The sequence below is a fragment of the Allobosea sp. NPDC055353 genome (assembly GCF_053644975.1).
Genome location: NZ_JBSHMC010000002.1, coordinates 490,992 through 517,280, shown reverse-complemented (window position 1 = coordinate 517,280; position 26,289 = coordinate 490,992). Strand labels below are relative to the sequence as shown.

The following is a 26,289-nucleotide window of genomic DNA, read 5'->3' as shown; positions in this document are numbered from 1 at the left end:
TTGCGCGCCCGCCGCAGCGTCAGCATCATCGGCCAAGCGGATTCCCCGCCTGCCTGAAGGACGCCCATGAGCCCTGCCACTGACGGACCCGAGGAAGCGCCGCGCGGGACGCTGACCGTGCGCACGATCGCCATGCCGGGCGATACCAACGCCAATGGCGACATCTTCGGCGGCTGGGTGATGTCGCGGATGGACCAGGCCGGCGGCATCGCCGGCGTCGACCAGGCGCAGGGGCGCGTCGTCACCATCGCGGTCGAGGCGATGACCTTCATCCGGCCGGTCAAGGTCGGCGACGTGCTGAGCGTCTATACCGAGATCGAATCCATTGGGCGGACCTCGATGAAGATCCATGTCGAGGCCTGGGCCAAGCGCTTCCGCACGACGCTGCACGAGAAGGTCACCGACGCCACCTTCACCTTCGTGGCGATCGACGAGGAGGGGCGGCCCCGGCCGGTGCCGAAGCCGGAAGGTTAAGGGAATTTAACCTCCTCTAACGTAACATGAATCCCGCTTCTGCCGCGGTGATTCAAAAGAATCCACTTTTAAGCGTTCTTTAAGCGCAATTGGAGGATGCTGCGCTCCAGACCGGGGGTGCGCCTCGGCTGGGGGACTTCCATGGCCTTTCGACGCTGCATGCGGATCCGCCCGCCTGGCTCATATGCCGGGGGAGGGAGGGGATTCGCGCATCAGTCTGATGATCGAGGCCGGTTCAGGGTGAACCTGAGCGGAAGTGTCCTCCTGTTTTCCGAGCTCCTCCCCAGCGTTGCGTGAATTCCGGAGTACGACTTCATGACGAAAGCCAAGCCCGCGCGTGAGGGCAAGCCGTTGCGGATCGGCATCGCGCCGCGCATCTACGCCGCTCTCGGCGTGATGACGGCCCTGACCATCGTCTCATCCTCGGTCGCCTGGTTCTCCTATAACAGCGTCGACCAGACGGTCGACGATCTGGTCGGGCAGAAGATGCCCGTCGTGGAACTCGCGCTCGAGCTCTCGCAGGCGGCGACGCAGTCGACTGCATTGGCGGCTCGCTTCAGCGAAGTATCGACCCTCCAGCAGCGCTCGGCCCTGACCGGCGAGCTCGACAGCGTCGAGGCGCGCCAGCTGGAGCTGCTGCGGCGCATCGCCGAGCAGGGCAAGGTCGACAAGTCCAAGCCGCAATCGGCGATCGACGACCTGGCGCGGCAGATCAACGACATCAACGACCTGACGGGAGAGCGGCTGCGCAACGCCGCCGATACCGCCACCGCGCTGGCCGCTCTGTCCAAGGCCCGCGAAGGTTTCAGCGCCATGGCCGATTTCGAGACGGCCGACGCCCAGTTCAACGTCAAGATGAACATCACCAGCGCCGCGCAGCTCAGCGGCGCCGAATTCGATGCCGCCCTGTCCAAGGTGCTGGACAAGGATCTGTCCTCGCTCCAGACCGCCCAGGCGCTCCAGCTTCAGATCAGCGAGACGGTCGGCCTGCTGCGCGAGATTTCCCAGGTCGACAGCACCGAAAAGCTCGAGTTCGCCAAGTCGCGCCTGAAGGCCCAGCTCGGCCAGGTTCGCGGCCTCCTGACGGCGGCGGACATGCTGCAGGCCAACCCGGCGCGTGGGCAGGCGGTCAGTGCCGTGACCGATCTCGGCGAAGGCGCCGGCGGTCTCGTCGCCATCCGCGAGCGCGATCTCGCGACGCAGGCCGCGATCGTCGCAGGCCTGAAGAATCTCGACCAGGCGGCGCAGAAGGTTCGCCGCGAAGTCGGCGAGCTGGTGACGGCTGCCCGTGGTGGCGCCATCGCCGGGCGCGACTCGACCAAGGCCCTGATCGAGCGGAGCGAGCTCACGCTCGCCGCCATCGGCATCGGCGCGCTCCTGATCGCGTTCGCACTGTCCTTCTTCTTCGTCCGCCCGATGATCATCGGGCGCCTCAACCGGCTCTGGGCCGCCACCCGTGCGATCGCCGACGGCGCGCTGGAGACCGTGGTCGACACCAAGGGCAATGACGAGATCTCCGATATCTCGAAGAGCGTGCTGCTGTTCCGCGACAACGCGGTGGCGTTGCGTGCCGCCGAGCTCGCCAAGGTCGAGGACGAGGCGCGGGCGCAGGAGCAGCGCCGCGAGATGATGCGCGAATTGGGCGAGGCCTTCGGCGTCGTCGTCGCGGCCGCCGCGGCCGGCGACTTCACTCAGCGCGTTGCCGCGCAGTTCGCCGACCCCGAGCTCAATGCGCTCGCCGGTTCGGTCAACACGCTGCTGGAGACGGTCCAGACCGGCCTGCTGGAGACCTGCGACGTGCTCGCCGAGCTCTCGGCCGGCCATCTCTCGACCCGGATCGAGGGGCTCTACCAGGGTGCCTTCGCCGAGCTCAAGGACGGCACCAATGCGCTCGCCGAAGAGTTCGAGAGCACGCTCGCCCGCCTGGCCGAGACGGTTACCGCCGTCCGCAGCGCGACCAGCGAGATCCTCGACGGCGTCACCGATCTCGCCGAGCGCACCAGCGAGGAGAGCAACGCCGTCTCGATGGCGACCAATCAGCTCGGCGCCTTCGCCGGCACCGTGAAGAAGACCGCGAGCGAGGCGGCCCAGGCGACCGGCATGGCGCAGGGGGCCGAAGAGCGCGCGCAGCAGGGCGAGAAGGTCGTGGCCTCGGCGCTGGAAGCGATGCAGCGCATCCGCCAGTCCTCGAGCAAGATTTCCGAGGTCATCGCGATGATCGACGAGATCGCCTTCCAGACCAACCTGCTGGCGCTGAACGCCGCGGTCGAGGCGGCGCGCGCCGGCGATGCCGGCAAGGGCTTCGCCGTCGTCGCGACCGAGGTGCGCAGCCTCGCCAAGCGCTCGGCCGATGCCTCGAACGACGTCAAGAAGCTGGTCGAGGCGGCACATGGCGACGTCAAGGTCGGCGTTGGCCTGGTCGAGGAAACCTCGGCGATGTTCGGCGCGATTGTCTCCTCGGTGAACGAGCTGACCGGGCTGATGAACGGCATCTCGCAGACGGCCCGCAGCCAGGCGAGCGACGTCTCGGCGATCAACACCGAGATCGACGGCATCGGCACGATGGCGCACCAGAACGCCGCGCTGGTCGAGGAGACGAACGCTGCGCTCGCCCTGACCGACGAGCAGACGCGGGCGCTGACCGAGCATATCGGCCGCTTCACCTTCCGCCAGGGCCACGCGGCCGAGCATGACGAGCGTGAGGTCCCCGCCGCAGCATGACGCGCGCGATCGGAGCGATCCCGCTCCCCTGAACGCAACAGGGCCTCTCGGCCGGCCGGGAGGCCCTTTCGATTCCGGCCGCATGTGCCTTGCTTGCCGGGCGGCGGCGATGCTAGGCGAGGAGCGGGCCGGTAGCTCAATGGTTAGAGCTCGCTGCTCATAACAGCGCCGGTGCCGGTTCGAGTCCGGCCCGGCCCACCACTTCCGTTTCAGATCAATGCCTTGGCCAGAGGATTGTGCCGAGGCATTCTGGTGCTCGATCCGGCCTCTAGGCGAGCGGCTTGAGTTTGGCCTCGATCCGCGCCCGCTGTGGCTCGAGGAAGGGTGGCAGCGCCAGCCGTTCGCCGAGCGTCTCAAGCGGTTCGTCGACCGCGAAGCCGGGGCCGTCGGTTGCGATCTCGAACAGGTTGCCGCCCGGCTCGCGGAAATAGAGCGAGCGGAAATAGTAGCGCTCGACCTCGCCGCTGGAGGGAATCCGGTTCTCCGTCAGATGACGCGACCAGCCCTTCATGCCTTCGAGGTCCGGAGTCCGGAAGGCGACGTGGTGGACGCCGCCTGCGCCTTGTCGCGCGACGGGCAGGCCAGGCTGGACCGCAACGTGCAGCTCCGCGGCCGGGCCGCCTTCGCCCATCGCGAAGACATGCACCTCGCCTGCGCCGTCCGGCGAGGCGTAGCTGCGTTCGCGGCGCATGTTCATGACCTGCGTCAGCACGGCTTCGGTCGGGCCGAGACCGGGCACGCTGATCGTGATCGGGCCAAGCCCGCGGATCTGGTGCTCGGCCGGAACGGGGCTGCCTGACCAGGCATAAGCATCGCCCGTGCCGCCATCATCGATGAAGCGCAGGCGCTGGCCCTCCGGGTCCTCGGCGTCGAACGATGCCCGGCCGTCCAGCAGCGACACGTCGTCCTTGGCGTAGCCGCCGGCCGAAAGGCGCTCGTGCCACCAGTTCAAGCTGTTCTCGCCCGAGACGCGCAGAGCCGTGCGCGAGATCGAGTGCGTGCCGCGCCGTTCGGGCGCAGCCGGCCAATCGAAGAAGGTGATGTCCGTGCCGGGGCTCGCCTGTCCGTCGGCATAGAACAAATGATAGGCCGAGGTGTCGTCCTGGTTGACGGTCTTCTTGACGAGGCGCAGGCCAAGCGTGTCGGTGTAGAAGCGCTTGTTTCCGGGCGCATCAGCAGTGATCGCCGTCAGGTGATGGATGCCGCTGAGTTGAAGAGCCATGATCGTCCCTTTCTGGTTTGTCCTGCCAGATATCGAGGCGCCGGCTTGGCACAGTAGGTGTCGTTTCAAGAACGGGTTGTTCGAGAATTGCGAACAGATGGTCCTTGCGACCTGATGTCACCATTTCTGGTTTGGTGTGCAAATCCGAATTGGTTCCGCGTCCTGCCATGACATCGCCCAGAAATGACCAAACCGGCTTCAGCCTGTGACCGCATTTGCACGGCCTGATACGGCTTCCATCGGCAAAACACAGGAGGATACTCCATGCGAACCGCCATGATTGCCATCGGCACTGCATTGATCGTCTCGGGCAGCGCGATGGCGCAAGCTCCGGCGTCGCCGACAGCACCCGCGCAATCGGCTCCCTCCACTCAAAAGGAAACGACGATCAAGTCGATCAGCGTCGTCGACATGGACGCATTGCCGGCTGCCGCCCAGGAGCAGGTCAAGCAGCAATCGGCGGCGCAGCCGGCCGGACAGCTTCAGCAGATCCAGGCCACGATCGAAAACGAGCCGAAACTGAAATCGGCCCTTGCCGTGAAGGGCTTCACGTCCCGGGACGTGGTGATGGCTGCGCTCGACAGCGAGGGCGAATTGACCATCGTCGCGAAACGGGCGGCGTAAACGGGATCGATCACCCCTCCCGGAGGATGCGGACGAGTTCCGTCTCGACCTCCGGGGGATGGCCGAGGGCTTCGAGCTTCGCGACCGTCGCTTCGATCGGATAGTCGAAGCTGCGGAGTTCGAGGACGCCATCCTGCCAGACCGCATAGCTCGGCCGAGGCTTGCCGCCGCGCGGCTGGCCGATGCTGCCGGGATTGACGACGGTCTTGGTCCCGATCCTCCGGATGAAGGGCATATGCGTGTGCCCGACCAGCAGCACGTCGGCATCGACGCTTTCCAGCTCGGCCGCCCAGCCATCCGCATCCTCCAGCAGGTAGCCATAATGCGGGTCCGACGGCGTGGCGTGGACGAGCCGGAACCGGGTACCGTCACGCACGGCCTGGACGGTCAGCGGCAGCTCGCGCAGATAATGCTTCTGCTCTTCGCTCAGCTCTGCCGAGGTATGACGGCGTGTCGCCTCGGCGATGGCGCGGAATTTTGGCGTCCAGCGGCTGTCGTCGTCAAAGCCGACGGCATGGTCGTGGTTGCCCTGGATCGCGATATCGGCCCGGTCTTGGACGATCTCGACGACTTCGCGCGGCTGCGGACCGAAATTGACCTGATCGCCGAGCACCCAGAGCTCGTCATAACTCTCGGAAAACGCCCGGAGCGCGTCAAGGTTGCCGTGGATGTCGGAGATGATCGCGATCTTCATAGGCTGGCTCGTCAGATTGTCGCGGATGGCTCATACGCGCATGAGCCATCCGTAGGTCCTGCTTAAGCCTGGCGCTTCGCGAAGGCGAGCCCGACCGGGGCTCAGACCGGGATCAGCGTCGCGACATGGCGATCCGTCGGGCGATCGCTTTCGGCAAGGCCTGCGGTCACGCCGGCGCGGTCGGCCGGGCTGCGGTTCTGGCTGAGCTTGCGCTTGCCTTCGAGTGTCGCGATCGGCATGCGCAGGCCGACGATGCCGCGCAACTGCGCCTGGATGAACTCGGGTGGCGCGTCGGAGACTGCCCAGGGCGCAGCGCGTTCGCCCTCGTGCAGATTGGTGAGGCGCGTCACGACATCGAGCAACCGGGCGGGGTCGTCGAAGAACTCGACCGGGCCGGAGGCGTGGACCGTGACGTAATTCCAAGTCGGCACGACCTTGCCGGTTTCCTGCTTCAGCGCATACCAGCTTGGCGTCACATAGGCGTCGGGCCCGGCGAAGATGGCGAGGCCGTTGCCGATGACGGGTGCGTGCCATTGCGGATTCGCCCTGGCGAGATGGCCGTAGATCACGCCATGCTCACCCTCCGCCTCATCGATGAAGAGCGGCAGCGGGGTCGCCAACGGGCCGTCCACCGTTGCGGTGATGAAGGTTGCGAGGCGCGCGGCCCGGATCGTGGCCAGCAGGCTGTCCCGGTCCTCGTCGCGAAAAGCCGGTGGGGTATACATGCGGGAACTCCTTGTGCCGGCGCCGTCATGCCTGCAATCTGGACCGATCGGAATATCCAGTTCTGAAGGTTTTCTGTGGTCCAGTTGGAAGCGCAGGGCGTCGCCCGTCGGATCATCGCCGCGATCAAGCAGCGGATCCATGGCGGCGAATACAGGCCCGGCGATCGCCTGCCGTCGAGCCGGGCGCTCGCCGTCGAATGGGGCGTGTCGCGCACCACGGTCACGGCTGCTTATGCGCAGTTGATCGCGGAAGGTTATCTGCTCAATCGCCCCGGCGCGCGTGCGGTCGTCGCGCGTGGGCTTGCCGCGGCGCCGGCACCCAAGGTTGCTGCGCCTGCAAGCGAGCGGACCCTGTCCGATTTCGCGCGGCGCCTGCTGTCCTTCCCCGCACCAGCCCGGTTCCAGACCTATCGCGTCGCCGATCTCCGCTATGGCGACCTGAACGGAGCGGATTTTCCGATGCTGGCCTGGCGCCGCGCGCTCAACCGGGCGAGCCTGCGCCGCGCCGAGCGTCTGCGTTACAGCGATCCGCAGGGCTCGGCTCCACTCCGGGCCGCCCTGCAGAGCTATTTGTGGCGCGCCCGCGGGATCAGCTGCGCGCCGGAGCAGATCATCGTGGTCAACGGCTCGCAACAAGGTCTCGATCTCTGCGCCCGGCTGCTGCTCAATCCTGACGATCGCTTCGTCATGGAGGATCCCGGCTATGTGCTGGCGCGGCATGCCTTCGCTGCCGCGGGCGGCGTGGCGGTCCCTGTTGCCGTCGATCGCGAAGGCATTCGGACGGACGGGTTGCCGACGGCGCGCGCAGTTTATGTCACGCCATCCCATCAGTATCCGCTGGGAAGCGTGCTTTCGGCGGCGCGGCGACGGGCCTTGCTGGACTGGGCCGCCGAGGCGCGGGCGGTGATCGTCGAGGACGATTATGACGGCGAATACCGGCACGGCGTCGCGCCAATTCCGCCCTTGCAGGCCTCCGCGCCGGATAAGGTCATCTATCTCGGCACGGTCTCGAAGACGCTCTCGCCGACATTGCGGCTCGGCTATCTCGTCGTGCCGCTCGATCTCTGCGGCGTCTTCGCGGAGGCCAAGCGCCTGACCGACCGGCATACGCCGCTGCTGGAGCAGGAGGCGCTGGCGGAGTTCCTCACCAGCGGGGGCTACGAGCGTCATATCCGCAGCATCCGCCGGCGGAATGCGGAGCGCAGGGCTGCGCTGTTGCAGGCTCTGGCAGTGGAATGCGGCGCGCGCCTGACCGTGACCGGCGCGGATACGGGCCTGCATGTCGTCGCCTGGCTGAACGGTGTTCCGGCGGAGCGCGAGGCGGCGGTTGTGGAAGCGGCCCGCGAGGCGGGGGTCGGCCTCTATCCGATCGGGCCGCTCTATGCGTCCGGGGCGGAGCGCCCACCAGAGGCCGGTTTCGTCATCGGCTATGCCGCGCATGATGTCGACGTGATCCGGCGCGGCGTTGCCGGGCTGGCCAAGGTGCTTGCGGCTATCGGCTGACCGTCAGTTTCGCAGGCCGCCGAGCATCAGGTCGCAATAGTCCTGAGCGAAGGACGCGGCGCGGCGGCCCTTGCCTGGCTTGAACCAGCGCACCATCCAGTTGAGCATCGAGAGCACGGCGCGGCTGGCGGTGTCGATATCGATCGGGCGGAAGGCGCCTTTGGCGACGCCGTCGGCGATGATCTGCCGCAGGGCCTGCTCGTGCTCGCCGCGCAGTTTCTGCGCCTCGGCGATCATCACGACATTCTCCATGCCGCCATAGCCGACGAGCATGGTGAGGAAGCCATCGTAGTGCTCCTCGAAGAAATCGGCATGGGCGGTCATGAAGCCGGCCAGCGCCTCTTCGGGGCCGGAGGTTTGCATCGTGGCTTGCAAGACATGCTGGCGTAAACCCTCCAGCGTGCGCACGATGATCGCCTCGTAGATCTCCTTCTTGTTCGGGAAATAGTGATAGATCGCGGCTTTGGTGACCCCGACGGAGGCGGCGAGTTCTCCCAGCGACGTCCCGTCATAGCCGTCGCGGGCGAAGAGCCGGGCGGCATCGTCGAGGATGCGGTTGCGTGCATCCGGAATGATCGGCGGGCGTCCCTGGCGCTTCGGTTTGATTTCGGTGTTACCGGGTGCCGACATGGCTTAAGTCAGCCGATCGCGCCGGAGGACCGCAGCCGTTCGATCTGCTCAGGTCCAAGGCCGAGATGCTCGGCCAGAACCGCGTTGGTATGCTGCCCGATCGCAGGCGGCGGCGTCGGCTCCCGGCCGGGGCTTGCGGACATGCGCAGCGGACTGCGGACCGAGCGGAAGCTGCCGATGGCCGGAGCGGGCACGGAGACGACGCTCTGGCGCAACGCCGCGATGTCGCTGGTCAGGGCCTGGCCGACGCTGCGGACTTCGCCGGCCGGGACGCTGGCGGCACGCAGGTCAGCGAGCAGCGCGGGCAGACTCAGGCTTGCGAAATGCTGTTCGAGCAGGGGGAGCAGCGTGTCGCGATGCTCGGTGCGCTTGCGGTTGGTCGCGTAGCGCGGGTCGTCGGAAAGATGGGCCAGGCCGATGACCCGGCAGAAGCGGCGGAACTGCTCTTCAGTCCCGACGGCGATGGCGATTCGGCCGTCGCTGCAGGCGAAGATCTGGTACGGCGCGATGCTGGGATGGGCATTGCCGTAGCGGCCGTGTTCCTTGCCGGTGTTGAGATAGCCCGAAGCGACATTCGCGAGGAGGAACAGGGCGCTGTCGTTGAGGCCGATATCGAGCCACTGCCCCTCGCCGGTGCGCTCGCGCATGTAGAGCGCGGCGAGCACCGCCTGCACCGCGTTCATGCCGGTGACGAGGTCGATGAAGGCGACGCCGAGCCGCATCGGCTCGCCGTCGCGCTCGCCGGTGATCGCCATGAAGCCGGATTCGGCCTGGATGATGAAATCGTAGCCGGGGCGTTCTTCGAGTTCGTGCCCGCGCCCGTAACCGGAGATCGAGCAGACAATCAGGCGTGGATTGATGGCCTTGAGATCGTCATAGGTCAGCTTGAACTTGCGGAGCGAAGCCGGCCGGAAATTCTCGACGAGGATATCGGCCTTGCGGGCGAGCTCGACGATGATCTCGCGACCCTCAGTCGTGCCGATATCGACGGCGAGGCTTTTCTTGTTGCGGTTGGCACCGAGATAATAGGTCGAGATGCCCTCGACCGAGGGCGGCATCCAGCCGCGCGTGTCGTCGCCGGCGCCGGGCTGCTCGATCTTCCAGATCTCGGCGCCGAGATCGCCCAGCGTCATGGTCGCCCAGGGGCCGGCGAGAACGCGGGTGAGATCGAGAACCTTGATGCCGTCCAGTGCCGCGCCCATCGCCTGTCGCCTCGCGTTCCCGATATTTACTTACCGGCTGGAAGGTATTTAACTGCCCCGCCTTGTCAAGGAAGCCCGAGCGGCCGGGCGAGAGCAAGCGAGGGAGACGGCGATGGCCTTGGACAGCGAGACGATGCAGGGGCTGCTGGAGAGTGTGGCGCGCTTCGTCCGCGAGCGCCTGCGGCCTCTGGAGCATCAGGTCGCGCAGGAGGATCGCATTCCGCCTGAGATCCGCCGGGAAATCGCGGAAATGGGGCTGTTCGGCCTGTCGATCCCGGAGGAATATGGCGGCCTCGGCCTGACGATGGAGGAGGAGGTCCGCGTCGCCTTCGAGCTCGGCCGGACCTCGCCGGCCTTCCGCTCGCTGATCGGGACCAATAACGGCATCGGCTCGCAGGGGCTGATCATGGACGGCACGCAGGAGCAGAAGCAGCGCTATTTGCCGCGACTGGCCTCGGGCGAGATCATCAGCTCCTTCGCGTTGACCGAGCCGGAGGCGGGTTCGGATGCGGCCTCGCTGAAGACTTCGGCGCGAAAGGTCGAGGGGGGCTATGTCCTCAACGGCACCAAGCGCTTCATCACCAATGCCCCGCATGCCGGGCTGTTCACGGTGTTCGCACGCACCGATCCGTCGCAACCCGGCGCGAAGGGTGTTTCGGCCTTTCTCGTCGAAGCGGGCACGCCGGGGCTCTCGCTTGGGCCGATCGACAAGAAGATGGGCCAGAGTGGCTCGCATACCTCCGACGTGATCTTCGAGGATTGCCGCGTGCCGACTGACGCCCTGCTCGGCGGGCGCGAGGGGCAGGGTTTCCGCACGGCGATGAAGGTACTCGATCGCGGGCGGCTGCACATCTCGGCGGTCTGCGTCGCGATGGCCGAGCGCGTGATCGAGGACAGCCTGCGCTATGCCGTCGAGCGCAAGCAGTTCGGCCAGCCGATCGCCGAGTTCCAGCTCGTGCAGGCGATGCTCGCCGACAGCCGGACGGAGGCCTATGCGGCGCGCTGCATGGTGCTGGAGACGGCGCGGGCCAAGGATCGGGCCGAGGATGTTGCGACCGACGCCGCCTGCTGCAAGCTCTTCGCCAGCGAGATGGTCGGGCGCGTGGTCGATCGGGCCGTGCAGATCCACGGCGGGGCCGGCTATATCGCCGATCACGGCATCGAGCGCTTCTACCGGGATGCGCGCCTGTTCCGGATCTACGAGGGCACCTCGCAGATCCAGCAGATCGTCATCGCCCGCAACATGGTGAAGGCGCTGGGCTGAACGAACTCAGCGCCGTTCGTCGAGCGCGTCGCGGACGCCGTCGCCGAGCAGGTTCACCGCCAGGATCAGCAGGCAGAGCCCGGCGCCGGGCAAGGCGATCAGCCAGGGGTCGAACAGGATGTGCTCGCGCCCTTCCGCGATCATCAGGCCCCAGGAGGGCGTCGGCGGCTGGGCGCCGAGGCCGAGGAAGGAGAGCGCGGCCTCCAGCAGGATGACGTTGGCGATCTCCAGCGTCGCGACCACGATCAGCGTGTTGCGCAGGTTCGGCAGGATGCCGTGCAGCATGATGTAGAGATGCGAGGCGCCGAAGGACTGGGTCGCCTGCACGAACTCGCGGCTGCGCAGGCTTTGCGCCGCGGCGCGCACGACCACGGCGAAACGGTCCCAGAGCAGGAGGCTCAAGACGATCGCGAGCGTCTTCAGGGAGGCGCCGCCCAGCGCCACCGCCGCGAGCGCAACCAGCACGATCGGCAGCGAAAGCCGGGTCGTCACGATGAAGCTGATCGCCATGTCGGTGCGGCCGCCGAAATAGCCGGCGGCGAGGCCGAGCATCGTGCCGATGAATCCGGCGCAGAGCGTGACGCCGAGCCCGATCAACAGCGAGACGCGGGCGCCATAGAGCAGGCGGGCGAGATAGTCGCGGCCGAGATGGTCGGTGCCGAGGAGGTGTGCCGGGTCCGAGCCCGGATACCAGAAGGGCGGGATCATGCGCTTGCCGAGATCCTGCGCAATCGGATCATGGCTCGAGAGCCAGGGCGCGAAGATCGCGACGAAGACGATGACGGCGAGCAGGCCACCACCGATGCGGATGGCGCTGCTGGCGCTCAGGCCCTTGAAGAGCTTGCGCCGGCGGATGGCGGGGCTGTCGGCGATCGACATCAGGCGCTCCTCAGGCGGGGATCGAGCCAGGCATTGATCAGGTCGGCCACTGTCGTCAGCGTGACGTAGATCAGCGAGAGGATCAGGATGATCGCCTGCACCACCGGCAGGTCGCTGCGCAGCAGCGATTCCCAGGCGAGGCGCCCGAGACCGTTGATGGCGAAGACGCTCTCGATCACGATCGAGCCCGAGAGCATCAGGCCGAACTGCACGGCGGCGAGCGAAACCAGAGGCAGCACCGCGTTGCGCAGGGCGTGGACCAGCAGCACGCGTGGCTGCGAGGCACCCTTGGCACGGGCGGTGCGGATATAGTCGGCGGTGAGCACGTCGATCATGCCGGCGCGGGTGAGGCGCATCAAAGCGGGCATGGCGTAGTAGCTGAGCACCACGACGGGCAGGATATAGCCCTGCCAGCTCTCGGTGCCGGAGATCGGCACGAGCCCGTACCAGACGCCGAAGACGACGATCAGGATCAGGCCGAGCCAGAAGCTCGGGATCGCCTGGCCGAGCACGGCGAGCATCAGGGCGATACGGTCGATCGTGCCGCCGGGCTTGAGCGAGGCGAGGATGCCGAGCGGGACGGCGACCACGAGCGCGAGCAGGAAGGCGAGAGAGCCGAGGACGAGCGTGACCGAGAGCCGCTCCGCGATGATCGGCGCCACCGGCAGGTTGAAATAGAGGCTCGTGCCGAAATTGCCGGTGAAGGCATTGCCGATCCAGCTCAGGAACTGCAGCGGGATCGGCCTGTCGAGGCCATAGGCCTGCCGGATCAGTTCGACATCCTGCGCCCGGCCGGCCTGGCCGGCGAGGACGACGGCGGGATCGCCCGAGACGAACATCAATCCGAAGGCGACGGCCGAGACGGCGAGCGCCACGAGGGCGGCGACGATCAGGCGGCGCGCGAGAAAGGGCAGCATGACGGCTCCGGGAATAGCGGGTCGGCCTGCCTGGCAGGAGAGGCGCCGCTACCGGGCGAAAACCAGTAGCGGCGCGGCGATGCGGATGAAGCTGTTACTTCCAGCTCGACAGCCACCAGCGGGCGAACTCGTCCGGATGGGGCTTGAAGGTCAGGTCCTTCGACAGGCCGTAATTGATGTTGAAGTCGTACATCGGCAGCCAGTAGGCCTGATCGGCGATCTTCTTCAGCGCCTTGGCATAGTTCGCCTCGCGCAGCGCGCGGTCCTGCGAGATGTCGGCCGCATTGACCAACTCCATGACTTCCTTGTCCTGGACGAGGTCGTCGGCGCCGCCGCCGAAGAAGTTGGAGATGATGAAGGCGACGTCGCCGGTGCCGTAGCTGCCCCAGTTGGTGAAGAAGGCCGGCAGTTCGCCCGCGCGCCATTTCTGCACGCCGGCGGCATATTGCTGCTCGTTCAGCGTGGTGCGGATGCCGACCTTGCCGAGATCGCTGGCGATCGCCTCGGCGACCGGACGCGGCATGGCGGCAAAGACCATCTCGATGTCGACGCCGTTGGCGAAGCCGGCTTCCGCCAGCAGCGCCTTGGCCTTGGCGGGATCGTAGGCGTATTTCGTCACGTCCTGGGCGCAGCCGAACTGCTTGGGGTTGCAGGCGGCGTTGAGGACCTGAGAGGCGCCGCCGGCGAAGGCCTTGACGATGGCCTCGCGATTGACGGCGTGGTTGATCGCCTGCCGGACCTTGAGATTCTTGGTCGGGTAGTCCTTGCCCTTGCCGGTCACGGTCATGCCGACATAGGAGATGCGCATGATCGGGCCGTTGACGATCTGCACGCGGCTGGCGAGGCGCGCGGCCTGGTCCGGCGGGATGCGCCAGGTCCAGTCGAGCTTGCCAGCCATCAATTCGGCGAACTGGGTGTTGAGCTCGGGGATGGTGCGCACGACGATCTTGCCGATCGCGGGCTTGCCCTTGGGGCTGCCGGCATAGTGGCCGTCGAAGCGCTCGAAGGCGTAGCGGATGCCGGGCGTCATCTCGGTGAGCTTGTAGGGGCCGGTGCCGACCGGCTTGGCCGCCATGCCGGCGGAGCCGACCTCCTTGAAATAGGCGGCCGGATAGATCGGCAGCGCATCGGCGAGCATCTCGACCGCGCCGGCGAAGGGCTTGGCCATCTTGATGCGGACCTGGAAGTCCGAGACCTTCTCGACCTTGTCGATCCAGTCGACGGCGATGCGGAAGCGCGTGCCGTAAGCCGGGTCGAGCACGGTGGTCAGCGTGTAGACCACGTCGTCGGCGGTGAACTTGGCGCCGTTATGGAAGGTCACGCCCTCGCGCAGATCGAATTCCATCGTCGTCGGATCGACGAAGCGCCAGGCCTTGGCCAGCGCCGGCTTGATCTCGCCGGTATCGAGATCCTTGTAGAGTAGCCCATCATAGATGTGCCGGGCGAGGATCAGGCCCTCGCGGCCGGCGATCTTGTAGGTGTCGAGCGCTTCCGGCTCGAGCGCGAAGGCGGCGTTCAGCGTATCGTCGGCCTTGCCGGCGAAGGCCGGCACTGGCGCCAGCGCGAAGGAGGCCGCCAGCAGAGCGCCGGCCAGCGCGGTCGTTCCCAAAATTTTCATCGGTCTGTTCCCCTGTGTTTTCTGGATGATCCATCCGGCCGGAGCGCGCCTCTATGGGCGATTCTGCGGCCGGGGCCTACGAGGCCCGCGATTTTTCGAAGAGCTTTCGCGCGCCGTTGATCTCGTCGATCCGTTCGCCCTTGCGGACGCGTTCGATGATGCCGGGCTCTGTCGCCTGCATGCCGGCGCAGGTCCGGGCCAGCGTCTCGGCCTCAGTGGGATCGATGATGCAGACGCCGTTCTCGTCGGCGAGGACGAGGTCGCCGGCGCGTATCGTAACACCGCCGCATTGAACCGTTTCGCCGATCGTGCCGCCCTTGCCGAGCAGTTTGGTCGTGAGCGGCGAGCGGCCACGGCACCACACCGGCAGGCCGGAGGCCCGGATCGCCGCGACATCGGTGACGAAGCCGTCGATGACCACGCCGACGATGCCGGCGGCCTGGGCTGCTGCGGTCATCACCGCGCCCCAGCAGGCATGGCGCTCGTCGCCCTGGCGGTCGATGACGAGGATGTCGCCGGGTTTGGCCTGTGTCAGGGCGCAGGAGAGCACCGCGCCGTCATCGGGCGGAACGCTGACGGTGAAGGCCGGCCCGCAGACGCGCGGGCCCTCGATGACGCACTGGATCGCGGGGACCATGAAGCCCTCGGTCAGGATATGGCCGAGCGTCGCGGTCTCGATCTTACGGAAGAGCGCGGCGCGCTGTGCGATCGAGGCTTCGGCCGATGATCCGGTCGCTGTCATGGTCGCCCTTGCGCTGGAGGATGTCGCGTTCTGCCGAACCTACGGAAGCGGTGAAACCGGGTCCAATAGACAGTTCCTATGCTAAGCATAGGCTTGCCGCGGCAGCGGGTTTGCATAAGGGACCGGAACCCCCATGGGAAGAGAGAGGCTCGCTTGAGCGGAACGAAGCCGAAGCTGCACCATCTCAACTGGAATCTGCTGCATACCTTCCTCGTCATCGTCGAGGAACGCAGCATCACGCGGGCAGCCGACCGGTTGCTCGTGCGCCAGCCGACGGTCAGCGCGGCGCTGCAGCGGCTGGAAGAGACGCTGGGAGGCCAGCTGATCCAGCGCGACAGCCGGCGCTTCGTCCTGACCAAGCGCGGCGAATTGCTCTACAAGGAATGCGTCGACATCTACCGCAGCGTGGCGCGCATCGGCGACCGGCTGTCTGAGGATCATGACGACCTGACCGGGCTCGTGCGATTGCTCGTCGTGACCCATGTCGTGCTGCCGCCGCTCGACCGGACGCTGACGCTGCTCAACCGCAAGCATCCCGGCGTCAGCGTGCGGATCGACGTCGCCAACAGCCAGGATATCGTCCGTGCGGTGTCGCAGAAGCTCAGCCCCTTCGGCTTCTGCCTGCTCGCCAAGCCCTTGGCCGGGCTCGATTGCCGGCCGCTGCTGCGCGAGGAATTCGGCATCCTGTGCGGGCGCGGGCACCCGCTCTTCGGGCTCTCGGACGTGCCGCTGGCCGAACTGCGCGACGAGCCCTTCGTCGCGCTCGCCTGCGGGCAGGACGGCGCGCTGGAGCCGATGGTCTCGGTTCGGGAAGGGGCGGGGCTCGGCAGCCGGGTCGTCGGCTCCAGCCCCAATCTGGAAGAGGTCACAAGGATGATCGCAGCCGGGCTCGGCATCGGCATCCTGCCGCTGGCCTCGGTGGCCGAGGCGCTGGAGAGCCGCTCGCTGTGGAACCTCGCGCGACCCGAGGACCTGCTCGGCGCCGATCTCTACTTCGTCTCGAACCCGGCGATGCAGCTCAACGCCGCGGAAGAGGCCTTCCTGCGGCTGTTCGAGCAGCAGCGCCTTGCGACGGAGGAGGAGCCGGCGGCGGAGGTCGCTGAGCCGGAGTTCAGCGATCCGCCCGTGCCATGACGGTGTGAAGCAGCACGTTGAGGCCGGGTTCGAGGTCCTCCTTCGTGCAGAGTTCGGCATTGTTATGGGTAATGCCGCCCTTGCAGGGCGCGAAGATCATCGTCGTGGGCGCATGGCGCGCGACGAAATAGGCGTCGTGCCCGGCCTGGCTGAGGATGTCCTGCGTGCGATAGCCCAATGCCAGCGAGGTCTGGCGGACGCTGTCGATCAGCTCCTGCGCGAAGATTTTCCCGCCCCATTTCCAGACATCGAGGATCTCAGCCGTGCAGCCGGCGCGGGCGGCGGATTCTCCGACGGCGCGGCGGACGCGCTCGGCCATGACCTCCGAGGTTTCCGGATCGGGATGGCGCACGTCGCAGACGGCCTGGGCCCAGTCTGACAGGATGCCCGGCTTGTTCGGCCAGGCGGCGAGGCGCGCGGCCGTCGCCTTGCCGCCGCCGGCAGCATAGGCCCAGCCGATCTCGTCGGTCTCGACCAGCAGGCGGGCGCCGGCCAGAAGGGCGTTGCGGCGGCGCTCCATCGGCCAGGGGCCGGTATGAGCGGTCTCGCCCTTGAACTCGACGAGCATGCCGGTGCTCGGGAAGCCGCCGGTGACGACGCCGACCTGCATGCCGTCGCGGTCGAGATAATAGCCCTGCTCGATATGGAACTCGACATAGGCGTCGAAGGCGTGCGGTGCCGCTTCCATTTCGCCGCGATAGCCGATCCGCTCCAGCTCCTGGCCGATCGTGCGGCCCTCCTCGTCGGTGCGCCCTTGCGCGAAGTCGAGCGTATAGGCGCCGACGAAGCAGCCGGAGCCAACCATCGGCGGCGAGAAGCGCGCGCCTTCCTCATTGGTCCAGTTGACGATCTCGATCGGCCGGCGCGTGCGGTGGCCGAGCGCATCGAGCGTGCGGCAGACTTCGAGCGCGCCGAGCACGCCGGCGATGCCGTCGAAGCGGCCGCCATTGATCTGGGTGTCGAGATGGCTGCCCATCACCACCGGCGGCAGGCTGTCATCGGTGCCGGCGCGGCGGGCGAAGATGTTGCCGATGCCGTCGACACGCACGGTGAGACCCGCCTCGCGGCACCAGCCGACGAAGACGTCACGGATGTCCTTGTCGGCATCGGAGAGGGCGAGGCGCGAGAGGCCGCCCGGCCGGCCCGGACCGATCTCGGCCGAGCGCTCGATCGTGGTCCAGAACCGCTCGATGTCGATACGGGCCGTGTCGAGGCTGGGCATGACGGTCTCCTCTCCGCCGGATTGGGCGGGAGCTGCTGCGGGGCGAACAGGTCCGCTCTGCCAGAGCGAGCGAACCATCCGCCGCAGGATTTCAGGCCGGGGGCGGCGCAGGCAAATAGATATTGCCTATGCTAGTCATCGGCGCGCCCGCGTCAGCGCAATTGGCCAGCCGCTTCGGCCGCTCGTTGCCGCGGCCGGACGATCGCCCAGGAGCCGACGAGCACGATGATCTCGGAGAGCGCGCCGCCGAGCAGCGCCCAGGACGGCGAGACCGTCAGCAGCAGGATGAAGACGACGAGCAGGCCGGCGGCGGCGGCGATCGCCGAGAGGATGGCGATCGAGCGATAATCCTGCGCGATCTCCAGCCAGATGCGCGGCATGACATAGAGCATCGGCAGGCTGCTCATCACCCAGGCGAGCACGGATATCTCGAAGAACCGCGCGCCTTCGAGGCTACCGGGCTCGATGAAGGGCAGGGCGATCAGGACGGCGACGCCATAGAGGAAGCCCAGCCCTGCCAGGGCCGGTGGCCACCGGCGCAATCGCTGCCCGACCCCGGCGAAGTCGCGATGCGCCATGAGCGTCGATAGCTCGGGATGCAGCATATTGGCGAAGCCGGCGGAGACGATGCGCAACGGCGCGAAATTGACCAGCGCCGCTGCGATCGGGGCGTAAGCGGCCGGGCCGGCCATGGCCGCGACCATCAGGGCCATGCCCTGGCCCTGCAGATTGGTGATCGTCACGCTCAGCACCGACCATTTCAGCTCGCGCCAGAGCCGCCGGTAGCGCCGCCAGACATGCCGGCCGAGGCTGGGCCGGATGGCGCCCCGTCCAGGAACCAGCATCATCGCGATGCCGAGCGCATTGGCTGTGGCCATGACGATGAAGGTATGGTGGAGGATGTGGGTGTCGTTCCAGATCACCCAGGCCGTCCCCGCCGCGCCGCTCAGCGTGAAGGCGAGGTCGCTGGCGCTGACGAGCATTTGCCGGCCGCGGGCGAAGAAGACCATGCGGATATGCGCCCGCATCGCCCACAGGCCGACGAAGGCGCCGCCGAACAGCGCACCCTCGTCGAGCCAGACGCTGAGAGCGCCGGTGACGGCGAGGCCGAGCAGAAGCGACAACAGCATCGCCGCCGAACCGAAGCTGACCTCATAGGCGCCTGCCGCACCGGAACGGCGGCTCTGGGCGATCGCGATGCTGGCGGGCAGGGCGGTGAGCGCGCGGATATAGGTCAGGCCGAGGCCGCCGACGACCATAACCAGCGCGAAGATACCGTAGTCGCGTGCCGGGACCGAATGCAGCAATGCAATGTTGAGGCCGAGATGGAAGGCGCTCTGCATCGCCTCGCCGCCGACCATGACGACGAGCCGCAGGATGATGCGGCGGATAGCCTGGAGGTTCATCGCAGGCCGGCCGGGCTCTGGCGCAGCATGTCGTCGGCGACGGCGGCGATGGCTTGTGCCACGGCCTGCTCGCTGAACAGAGCGGTGAAGCGCTCGCGCCCGGCCCGGGCCATCGGCGCGAGGATGTCCGGTTTGCCGACGATCTCTGCAAGAGCCTTCGCGAGCGCGTCCGCGTCACCCGGCGGCAGCAGACGGCCGGTTATGCCGTCTTCCACCACCTCGCGCAGACCGCCGATGGCGGAGGCGAGCGGCGGGCGGCCGAAGGCCATCGCCTCGATCGCGACGCGGCCGAGGGATTCAGGCCGGCGCGACGGCACGGCGACGATATCCGCCCAGCGATAGAGCGGGGTCGGGTCGTCGAGGAAGGGCTCGACGCTGACATGGGAGGCGAGGCCGGCGCTGGTCACGGCTTCGCGCAGGGCGATTTCGAGGCCGGGATCCTCGAAGGCGCTGCCGACGATGCGGGTCTCGATCCGGTCGCGAATCTCCGGCGGCAGGGAGGCCAGCGCCGCGAGCAGGATTTCCTGGCCCTTGATGCGGTTGATCCGGCCGAGCATCAGCACGCGCAAGGAGCGCTTGCCGTCATAATCGGTCGGCGCCCAGTCGGCAGGGCCGGCGACGCCGTTATAGATCACGTCCGAGGGAAGGGTGGGCGGGGGCTCGAAGGCCTCGCGCGTCGCCCGCGAGTTGAAGATCAGCCGGGCACGGCCCCAGAGGATGAGGCGGCGCAGCAGCGTGCGGGTCGCGCCTTCGGGAATCTCGTGGATGTGCTGGAGCGCCTTGCCCGGGAAGGACCGGGCGGCGAGGACGTGATCAACGATGACCGAGGTGTTGATGTAGACGAGATCGCAACGCCTGAAGCGTCGTGCGGCCCGGAGAACGGCGCGGGGGAGGACGACCGGCGCGGTTGCGATCAGCCGGGGCAGGTCCTTGCGCCTGAGCACCCAGAGCGGCTCGAGCACGATCCGGCTGGCGCTGCCTTCGAGCAGCCCCCGGATCGGCCCCTCGCGTGGCAGAACGACCTCGATCTCGGCGGAAGGATAGGCTTGGCGCAGGGCCGCGACGCTTTCGGCGAAGCTGCGATCCGAGCCATAGAGCTCGTAACCCTGGTGAATGCAGGCAATGCGGAGGGTCACGATCCATTTCCGTTCGAGGCCGCGGCGGCCCGTTCCGGCACGTCCGGAATTCGGGAAAGCAGACCCTAACCATTCCAAATGAAAGGAGGATAAATCACGGTTCTTCAAGGCATAATAGGAGATGCGATGCTTCACTCGCGATTCTGCGCGAGCCGGTTTGGACAGTTCGAAAATGGCTACCCCTCCCACCCTGCTGATCCTCGGAACACGCGGGATTCCGGCAGCGCATGGCGGTTTCGAGACCTTTGCGGAGAAACTGGCGCTCTTTCTCGTCGAGCGTGGCTGGCGCGTCGGCGTCTATTGCCAGGATGAGGTGACGACCGTCACGCAGCGCTTTCGCAGCGAGATGTGGCGAGGCATCGAGCTGATTCGCACGCAGGTCTCCTCGGAGGGCCCGCGCGCCACGCTGGAATTCGACTGGCACTGCGTGCGGGACGCGGCGCGGCGCGAAGCTGTCAGCCTCGTGCTGGGCTATAACGGGGCCGTCTTCCTGCCCTGGCTGCGCCTCGCCGGGCGGAAGGTCCTGACCAATATGGACGGCATCGAATGGCGCCGGCCGAAATGGTCTTTTCCGGTCCGTGCCTGGTTCTGGGTCAATGAATGGATCGCGGCCTGGTCGTCGCATCGGCTCGTTGCCGATCATCCGATCATCGCCGATCACCTGGCGACCCGCCGCCCACGCTCTGCCACGGCGATGATCCCCTATGGCGGCGTGCCGATCCCGTCGGCGTCGACGGCCCCGCTCGCCAGGCTCGGCCTCGAAAGCGGGCGCTATCTCGTCTCGATCGCCCGGATCGAGCCGGACAATTCGATCCTGACGCTGGTCGAGGCCTTCTCGCGCAAGCCACGCGGCATGAAGCTCGTGGTCCTCGGCACGCTTTCGGACGAGATCGAATACCATCGCCGGATCGTGGCCGCGGCCGGGCCGGAGGTGCTGACGCCCGGCGCGATCTATGATGCGGGCATCGTGCAGGCGCTGCGCTTCCATGCCCGCGCCTATATGCACGGTCATACCGTCGGCGGGACCAACCCGTCGCTGGTCGAGGCGCTGTGGGCGGGCAATCCGGTCATCGCGCACGACAATCCCTATAACCGCTGGACGGCGGGCGATGCGGGGCTGTTCTTCTCCGACGAGACAAGCTGCTCCGAGGCGATCGAGCGGCTGATCATCGACGACGCTCTCGTCGCGGCCCTGAAGGTCGCGGCGCTGGCGCGGGCACGGGAGAGCTTCGAGTGGGAGACCGTGCTCGAACATTACGAGCGGGAGGCGCTGGCTCTGATGAACCGGGGCGCCGAGCCGGAACTGACCGCCGTCAAACTGGCGGACAAGGGCTGCGGATGAGCTTCAGCCGCCGGGCCGTTCTGGCGGGCGCTGCAGGAGCGGTTCTCCTCGGCCGGGATCGGGCGCGGGCGGCGGGTCCGATCGTCCTTCGGCGCGGGATCAACCTGTGGCCCTGGTTCTCGCTGACGCGGGAATTTCCGGCGCCACGCACCGACTATGACTGGCCGCCTTTCCAGCTCGACCGACCGGTTCCGACCGCGCGCGATCTCGGGCAGTTGCGGCGGGCGGGCTTCGATTTCGCGCGCATCCCCGTCGACCCCGGCCCGATCGTGGCCGCCGCACCGCGGCAGCGGGCGGTCCTGCTCGATCAGGTCATGGCGGCAGTCGCGTCGGCACTCGGCCAGGATCTTGCGGTCGTGCTCAATCTCCACGCGAATGCCGCGACGCATCACTGGACGCCGGCGCATTTCTTCGGCAGCGAGACCGCTCCCGGCTTTCCCGCCTATCTCGCACTGATCGCCGAACTGGCGCGGCGACTCGCCCGGCTGGATCCGGACCGCGTCGCGCTCGAACCGGTCAACGAGCCGTTCCAGGCCTGCGGCGCTGCCGAATGGGAGCGGCTCCAGAAGCGAATGCTCGGCGCCGCCCGCAGCGCCGCGCCCGGCCTGACCCTGGTCGCGACCGGAGCCTGCGGCAGCATGATCGCCGGGCTGGAGCCGCTGAAGGCGAGGGCACTGGCGGCTTTCGAGCCGCTGCTCTTCACCTTCCATTTCTACGAGCCCTATCTGTTCTCCCATCAAGGCGCGAAATGGATGAGCGAGCCGTTCTATCCGGCCCTCAACGCGGTGCCGTGGCCGGCCTCGCGGGGAACGCTGGAGACGACGCTGGCCGCCGTCCGCGCCCGGATGGCGGAGCTCGGCCAGCCGGCAACGGGACGCGGTGCGGCCACCTACCGGGAGACCGAGCGGGTGCTGCAGGAGTATTTCGACGCCCGGCCGGACCGGCCCTTCATCGAAGGCTATCTGCGGAACGTTCGAGCCTGGTCGGAGCGCGAGGGCGTCGCGTCCGGCCGCATCCTGATGGGCGAGTTCGGCGCCGTCCGCACAGGGGCGGGCATCGCCGCTTCCGCGCCCGCCGACCGGGCGCGCTATGTCCGGGATGTCAGGCTGAGCGCTGAGACGCTCGGCTTTCCCTGGGCCTTCTGGAACCTGTTCGACAGCCTCGGCCTGCTGGTCGACGATGTCAGCCGGCGGCCCGACCCGGCCATGATCGAGGCGCTCGGCCTGCGGATGCCCGGTTGAGCGGGATGGTTCGGGCCGAAGGTTCCGGCCGGTAGAGGCAGAGCACGACGATCGCGAATTTGGCGGGCAGCGTGGTTTTCGTCGCGATGCTCTCCGAGCCGTTCAGGAGGATGATCCAGACGACCATCGGCAGCCAGACGCCGCCGGCCCGCCCCAGCCGCGCGAGCTCGTACATGAACAGGCCGAAGGCCACGGTGACCAGCGCGGTGACGATCGCGCCCTGGTAGAGGATCATGCGGATGAAGGGGTTCTCGATGCCCCATTCCAGGCCGTTGACGCGCCGGAGCGTGTCGACGAGCTCGTTGTCCGGGCCGAAGACGAGGTCGCCCAGCGAGAACATGCCGAGCAGGTCGAGCATTTCCTTGCGGGCATTGGCGCTGCCGCCGTCGGAAATGAAGCGCGTGGCCAGATCGTCGAAGAAGCCGATCACCGCCAGTCCGCCGATCGCGACCGGCAGCAGCGCCGCCAGCAGGCAGCCGATCGCGGCGCCGACCAGCGAGACCCTGCCGCGGCGCAGCGAGGCGAACAGCATGACGAAGCCGTAGCAGAGGCCCAGTGCCAGCGAGGCCAGAAGCGCGGTGCGCCCGCCGAAGACGACGAGAGCGGCGCTCTGCAAGGCGATCAGCGTGCCGCGCACGGACGGCGACAGGGGGCGGGCGCCGCTGATCAGCGCCATCAGGTAGCAGGCCGTGATCATCGCATTGGCGAGGGGATGGCCATGCAGCGCCGCCGATCGCGTATCGGTCTCGAAGGCGATGCCGTCGAAGCGGTAGGGGAACAGCCTGATCTGGGTGACGAATTCGGCGAGCGCGAGCAGGGCGTTCAGCGTCATCACGACATGCAGCAGCGTGGTCAGCGTCGCCATGGTCTCGTCATCGGCATCGGCCAGCAGGAAGACGAGGAGGCAGGCGGCGACATAGGTGTCGACCAGACCGCCGATGCCGGCGCCGCCGCGCAAGAGGGTCACCACGATGACGGCGATGGTGACGACCAGCATCAGCAACGTTGCCGGCCGGGCGCTGGCGAGATGGATGCCGCGGCTGACCGGGTCGCCGCTGGCGATCAGGCTCCAGCAGAAGACCAGCACGATCATGTAGGTCGAGGGGTGGATCTTGGTGGCGGCGGAGCCGGCGAGGCCGTCGTAATTATAGCCGACAAGCCAGAGCATGCCGCCGGAGACGCAGAACAGCACGAGCGCCGCGGCGAGCGTGCCGATGCGGCTCAGGCCGCCGAGGCGCGCCCAGACCGGTGTCGCCCGAAGCCCTGCGGCGGCGCCGGGGCCGGAGGCGCGCATCAGGCGCGCCCGCCCGAGTCGACGAGGATCGTCGCCGTGATGGTGCGGCCCATGATGCGCGCGGCTTCCATGGCCTGGACGATGTCCTGCTGGCGCGTGCCATAGAGCCGCGCGACCAGCACGATCTCCTCGGCCATGCCGACGAGCGGGGCGATCCGGACATTGCGGCCAAGCGCGCCGCCATCCATCACCACGAGATCGAAATGGCGGCTCGCATCGGCCAGCATCCGCGTCGCGAAGGTGCGGCCGACGCCCTTCTGTGGCGGGGCCTTGCGGCGCCCGCCCGACATCATCGCGACATCCTTGCTGGCGCCGAAATGGATCGCCGCCTCCAGGCTGCTTTCGCCACGGAGCAGGTCCATCAGGCCGGGGCCGGTGTCCTCCGGCGCCTTTTCGAGATCGGCATCGACCAACAGGACGCGCTCGCCCTGTTGCACGGCGGCTTCCGCAAGGAGATCCGTCACGCGCTCGCGATCGGCCGCGTCGGCCTCGACCGAGGTCAGGAGGAGGCTGCGGGCCGCCGTCGCACCCGTTTCAGGCGCGTTGAACAGGCGCAGCAGCGCGAGCCCGGCCTCGCCATCGGCTTCCGCTGGCGCGGGTGGCGCCTTCCACAGGCGCCAGCGACGTTTCGTGGCGGGCTTGCGGGGGCGCATGATGGCGATGACCGGCACGCCCACCAGCGCCTCCGTCTGGGAACGGGACATCAGATGAGGCGCGGCGTATTCCCCGATCAGCGCGAGGCCCGCGCCAAGGCCGAGGCCCAGCATTCCGGCGGCGGCGACAAGCGGAAGGGTCGGCGGCCAGCTCTTCTGCTGCGGCGGCTGCGCCCGGCTGATGATGCGGGCATTGGTGGTGTCGAGATTGGCCTGCTCGCGGGTTTCCTGGGCGCGCAGCAGGAAATTGGCATAGACGGTGCGGGCGGCCTCGAGATCGCGCTGGAGATCGCGCAGCCGGACCGAGGCCTGGTCTGCTCCCTGCGTTTGCCGGGTCAGGGCTTCCAGCTTCCCTGCGAGCAGCTTCTCGTTGCCGAGCGCGCGCTCGTAATCGGTGCGCACGGATTGCTCGACGCGGGCGATTTCGGTCGCGATCATCTGGCGGATATGGACGAGCTGGCTCTGGGCCGCGCCGATCGAGGGATGGCGCGGGCCGAGCTGGCTCTGCAGATCGGCCGCGCGCTGGACCAGCGTCGCCTCCTGCTCGCGCAGCTTGGCGACGACCGGCGACTGGATCGCCTCGGTCGAGCTGCCGGCGAGGCTGCCGCCGCTGCGGCGCTGCTGGGCGATCTGCTCGACCTGGGATTTGAGCGCGGCCGTCCGCGCCTGGGCTGCGGAGAGCTGGTTGCTGATCTCGCCGAGCTGCTGGTCGCTGATCAGCCGACCGGAGGAGGCGACGAGATTGTTCTCCTGGCGATAGCGCTCGACGGCATTCTCGGCTTTCTCGACACGCTTGCGCTGTTCGTCGAGCCGGGCGGTCAGGGAATCGGCAGCCTCGGTCGCCGCCTTGCTGCGGGCATCGGCCTGGTCTGCGAGATAGGCCTCGGCGATGGCATTGGCGAGTTTCGCGGATTTCTCCGCATCCTTCGTCGTCACGACGACGTCGACGACGAAGACCTTGTCGGCGCGGCGCACCGAAAAGATGCGGCGCAGATTGGTCAGCGTGCGCGTTTCCGCCGGGGTCAGGCTGCCATCGGCATTCGGCGGATCGGCGGCGCCCCGGCCGAAAAGGCGCGAGAACAGGCCCCGACCATTGAACTCGCTATCCTCCGCGAGATGCGTGGCGCGGATCGCGCGCATCAGCACGCTGGTGGACTGGATGACGCTGGTCTGGCTCTCGACCTGCGCCAGGCCGCCATCCGGAGAGACGGTGCTGGGATTGACGTCGTTGCTGACGACGTTGCGATCACGCGGGTCGATCAGGAGCTGGGCCGAGGCGGTATAGAGCGGCGAGGTCACGACGCCATAGGCCAGCGCCAGGCTCGCCAGCAGGCCGGCGATGCCCAGGATCATGAAACGGCGGTGCCAGAGAATGCGCCAGAGCTCGGAAATCTCGACAGCGCCATCCGGGCGCCGGCGATAGCCTTCCCGAGGAGCCGGCTGCACCGCTTCCTCCTGCCGATGATCGCTCGCAGCCAGGCTGGCCATTCCTCTACTCTACTCAACGCAACAATGCCGGCACAGCGGCTTTTCCAGGCCGCTGCACCTCCGGGACCATGCCAGCGACTCCTTAACAAGCCCCGTTCGGCCGTGGCTCCGCTGCGGCGTCAGGGCTAACGAAATCGAAATCCCGGCATGGCAGGCTG

22 protein-coding genes and 1 tRNA gene are annotated in these 26,289 nt (G+C 67.6%); 9 read left to right on the top strand and 14 right to left on the bottom strand.

Annotated features, from left to right (window positions below):
- Positions 1–66: 66 nt before the first annotated feature.
- The 3 genes from ACWIEX_RS15750 to ACWIEX_RS15740 all read left to right on the top strand — a co-directional run bounded on the left by ACWIEX_RS15750 (position 67) and on the right by ACWIEX_RS15740 (position 3,396).
- Entirely contained in the window at positions 67–474 is a 408-nt protein-coding gene (locus ACWIEX_RS15750) for an acyl-CoA thioesterase (protein ID WP_454033957.1), read from the top strand.
- A gap of 315 nt (positions 475–789) precedes the next feature.
- Positions 790–3,195 carry a methyl-accepting chemotaxis protein gene (locus tag ACWIEX_RS15745; RefSeq protein WP_454033956.1) on the top strand — a complete coding sequence of 802 codons (2,406 nt, stop codon included), beginning with the start codon at positions 790–792 and terminating at the stop codon, positions 3,193–3,195.
- 125 nt (positions 3,196–3,320) lie between these two features.
- Positions 3,321–3,396: transfer RNA gene (locus tag ACWIEX_RS15740), tRNA-Ile, on the top strand.
- 67 nt (positions 3,397–3,463) lie between these two features.
- On the opposite strand, the gene ACWIEX_RS15735 is transcribed toward ACWIEX_RS15740, so the two are convergent.
- The gene (locus tag ACWIEX_RS15735; protein ID WP_454033955.1) at positions 3,464–4,417 is read right to left on the bottom strand and encodes a ring-cleaving dioxygenase; all 954 of its coding nucleotides are present in this window, start codon (positions 4,415–4,417) and stop codon (positions 3,464–3,466) included.
- Positions 4,418–4,681: 264 nt separating this feature from the next.
- On the opposite strand from ACWIEX_RS15735, the gene ACWIEX_RS15730 reads away from it, so the two are divergent.
- On the top strand, positions 4,682–5,041 hold the full coding sequence (locus ACWIEX_RS15730) for a hypothetical protein (RefSeq protein ID WP_061969248.1): 360 nt from the start codon (positions 4,682–4,684) through the stop codon (positions 5,039–5,041).
- A gap of 10 nt (positions 5,042–5,051) precedes the next feature.
- Here ACWIEX_RS15730 and ACWIEX_RS15725 read toward each other — a convergent pair whose 3' ends face one another.
- Together ACWIEX_RS15725 and ACWIEX_RS15720 are read right to left on the bottom strand one after the other, a co-directional pair.
- Positions 5,052–5,735 (bottom strand): metallophosphoesterase family protein, encoded by a 684-nt coding sequence (locus tag ACWIEX_RS15725; RefSeq protein ID WP_454033954.1) that lies wholly within the window; start codon positions 5,733–5,735, stop codon positions 5,052–5,054.
- Between the two features lie 101 nt (positions 5,736–5,836).
- Positions 5,837–6,460, bottom strand: coding sequence for an FMN-binding negative transcriptional regulator (locus tag ACWIEX_RS15720; RefSeq protein ID WP_454033953.1), 624 nt, complete (start codon positions 6,458–6,460; stop codon positions 5,837–5,839).
- 75 nt (positions 6,461–6,535) lie between these two features.
- Here ACWIEX_RS15720 and pdxR point away from each other — a divergent pair, with 75 nt between their 5' ends.
- On the top strand, positions 6,536–7,963 hold the full coding sequence (gene pdxR, locus ACWIEX_RS15715) for a MocR-like pyridoxine biosynthesis transcription factor PdxR (protein ID WP_454033952.1): 1,428 nt from the start codon (positions 6,536–6,538) through the stop codon (positions 7,961–7,963).
- Positions 7,964–7,966: 3 nt separating this feature from the next.
- On the opposite strand, the gene ACWIEX_RS15710 is transcribed toward pdxR, so the two are convergent.
- Together ACWIEX_RS15710 and ACWIEX_RS15705 are read right to left on the bottom strand one after the other, a co-directional pair.
- Positions 7,967–8,593 (bottom strand): TetR/AcrR family transcriptional regulator, encoded by a 627-nt coding sequence (locus ACWIEX_RS15710; RefSeq protein ID WP_454033951.1) that lies wholly within the window; start codon positions 8,591–8,593, stop codon positions 7,967–7,969.
- An 8-nt stretch (positions 8,594–8,601) separates the two neighbouring features.
- Positions 8,602–9,795, bottom strand: a complete 1,194-nt coding sequence (locus ACWIEX_RS15705) for a CaiB/BaiF CoA transferase family protein (RefSeq protein WP_454033950.1) — start codon at positions 9,793–9,795, stop codon at positions 8,602–8,604.
- Positions 9,796–9,907: 112 nt separating this feature from the next.
- Between ACWIEX_RS15705 and ACWIEX_RS15700 the strand changes: the two genes are divergently transcribed.
- Complete coding sequence (locus ACWIEX_RS15700) at positions 9,908–11,059, top strand: acyl-CoA dehydrogenase family protein (RefSeq protein WP_454033949.1); 1,152 nt, start codon at positions 9,908–9,910, stop codon at positions 11,057–11,059.
- A 6-nt stretch (positions 11,060–11,065) separates the two neighbouring features.
- On the opposite strand, the gene ACWIEX_RS15695 is transcribed toward ACWIEX_RS15700, so the two are convergent.
- From ACWIEX_RS15695 to ACWIEX_RS15680, 4 genes are all read right to left on the bottom strand, one after another.
- On the bottom strand, positions 11,066–11,938 hold the full coding sequence (locus ACWIEX_RS15695; protein ID WP_454033948.1) for an ABC transporter permease: 873 nt from the start codon (positions 11,936–11,938) through the stop codon (positions 11,066–11,068).
- Positions 11,938–12,855, bottom strand: a complete 918-nt coding sequence (locus ACWIEX_RS15690; protein WP_454033947.1) for an ABC transporter permease — start codon at positions 12,853–12,855, stop codon at positions 11,938–11,940. The genes ACWIEX_RS15695 and ACWIEX_RS15690 overlap by 1 nt, the downstream gene beginning before the upstream one ends.
- A 94-nt stretch (positions 12,856–12,949) precedes the next feature.
- Positions 12,950–14,473 carry an ABC transporter substrate-binding protein gene (locus ACWIEX_RS15685; RefSeq protein WP_454033946.1) on the bottom strand — a complete coding sequence of 508 codons (1,524 nt, stop codon included), beginning with the start codon at positions 14,471–14,473 and terminating at the stop codon, positions 12,950–12,952.
- A gap of 76 nt (positions 14,474–14,549) precedes the next feature.
- Positions 14,550–15,215, bottom strand: coding sequence for an RraA family protein (locus ACWIEX_RS15680; RefSeq protein ID WP_454033945.1), 666 nt, complete (start codon positions 15,213–15,215; stop codon positions 14,550–14,552).
- A 153-nt stretch (positions 15,216–15,368) separates the two neighbouring features.
- On the opposite strand from ACWIEX_RS15680, the gene ACWIEX_RS15675 reads away from it, so the two are divergent.
- Entirely contained in the window at positions 15,369–16,349 is a 981-nt protein-coding gene (locus ACWIEX_RS15675) for a LysR family transcriptional regulator (RefSeq protein ID WP_454033944.1), read from the top strand.
- On the opposite strand, the gene ACWIEX_RS15670 is transcribed toward ACWIEX_RS15675, so the two are convergent.
- The 3 genes from ACWIEX_RS15670 to ACWIEX_RS15660 form a co-directional block, all read right to left on the bottom strand.
- The gene (locus ACWIEX_RS15670) at positions 16,327–17,571 is read right to left on the bottom strand and encodes a Zn-dependent hydrolase (RefSeq protein WP_454033943.1); all 1,245 of its coding nucleotides are present in this window, start codon (positions 17,569–17,571) and stop codon (positions 16,327–16,329) included. The genes ACWIEX_RS15675 and ACWIEX_RS15670 overlap by 23 nt on opposite strands.
- 152 nt (positions 17,572–17,723) lie before the next feature.
- Complete coding sequence (locus ACWIEX_RS15665) at positions 17,724–18,977, bottom strand: hypothetical protein (protein WP_454033942.1); 1,254 nt, start codon at positions 18,975–18,977, stop codon at positions 17,724–17,726.
- Positions 18,974–20,113, bottom strand: coding sequence for a glycosyltransferase family 4 protein (locus tag ACWIEX_RS15660; protein WP_454033941.1), 1,140 nt, complete (start codon positions 20,111–20,113; stop codon positions 18,974–18,976). The genes ACWIEX_RS15665 and ACWIEX_RS15660 overlap by 4 nt, the downstream gene beginning before the upstream one ends.
- A gap of 172 nt (positions 20,114–20,285) precedes the next feature.
- Here ACWIEX_RS15660 and ACWIEX_RS15655 point away from each other — a divergent pair, with 172 nt between their 5' ends.
- Both ACWIEX_RS15655 and ACWIEX_RS15650 read left to right on the top strand, forming a co-directional pair.
- On the top strand, positions 20,286–21,455 hold the full coding sequence (locus tag ACWIEX_RS15655) for a DUF1972 domain-containing protein (RefSeq protein ID WP_454033940.1): 1,170 nt from the start codon (positions 20,286–20,288) through the stop codon (positions 21,453–21,455).
- The gene (locus ACWIEX_RS15650) at positions 21,452–22,696 is read left to right on the top strand and encodes a glycoside hydrolase family 5 protein (RefSeq protein ID WP_454033939.1); all 1,245 of its coding nucleotides are present in this window, start codon (positions 21,452–21,454) and stop codon (positions 22,694–22,696) included. The genes ACWIEX_RS15655 and ACWIEX_RS15650 overlap by 4 nt, the downstream gene beginning before the upstream one ends.
- Here ACWIEX_RS15650 and ACWIEX_RS15645 read toward each other — a convergent pair.
- Both ACWIEX_RS15645 and ACWIEX_RS15640 read right to left on the bottom strand, forming a co-directional pair.
- Entirely contained in the window at positions 22,638–23,990 is a 1,353-nt protein-coding gene (locus tag ACWIEX_RS15645) for a VpsF family polysaccharide biosynthesis protein (RefSeq protein WP_454033938.1), read from the bottom strand. The two genes, ACWIEX_RS15650 and ACWIEX_RS15645, sit on opposite strands and share 59 nt — an antisense overlap.
- Positions 23,990–26,131 carry a GumC family protein gene (locus tag ACWIEX_RS15640; protein ID WP_454033937.1) on the bottom strand — a complete coding sequence of 714 codons (2,142 nt, stop codon included), beginning with the start codon at positions 26,129–26,131 and terminating at the stop codon, positions 23,990–23,992. The genes ACWIEX_RS15645 and ACWIEX_RS15640 overlap by 1 nt, the downstream gene beginning before the upstream one ends.
- Positions 26,132–26,289 lie beyond the last annotated feature (158 nt).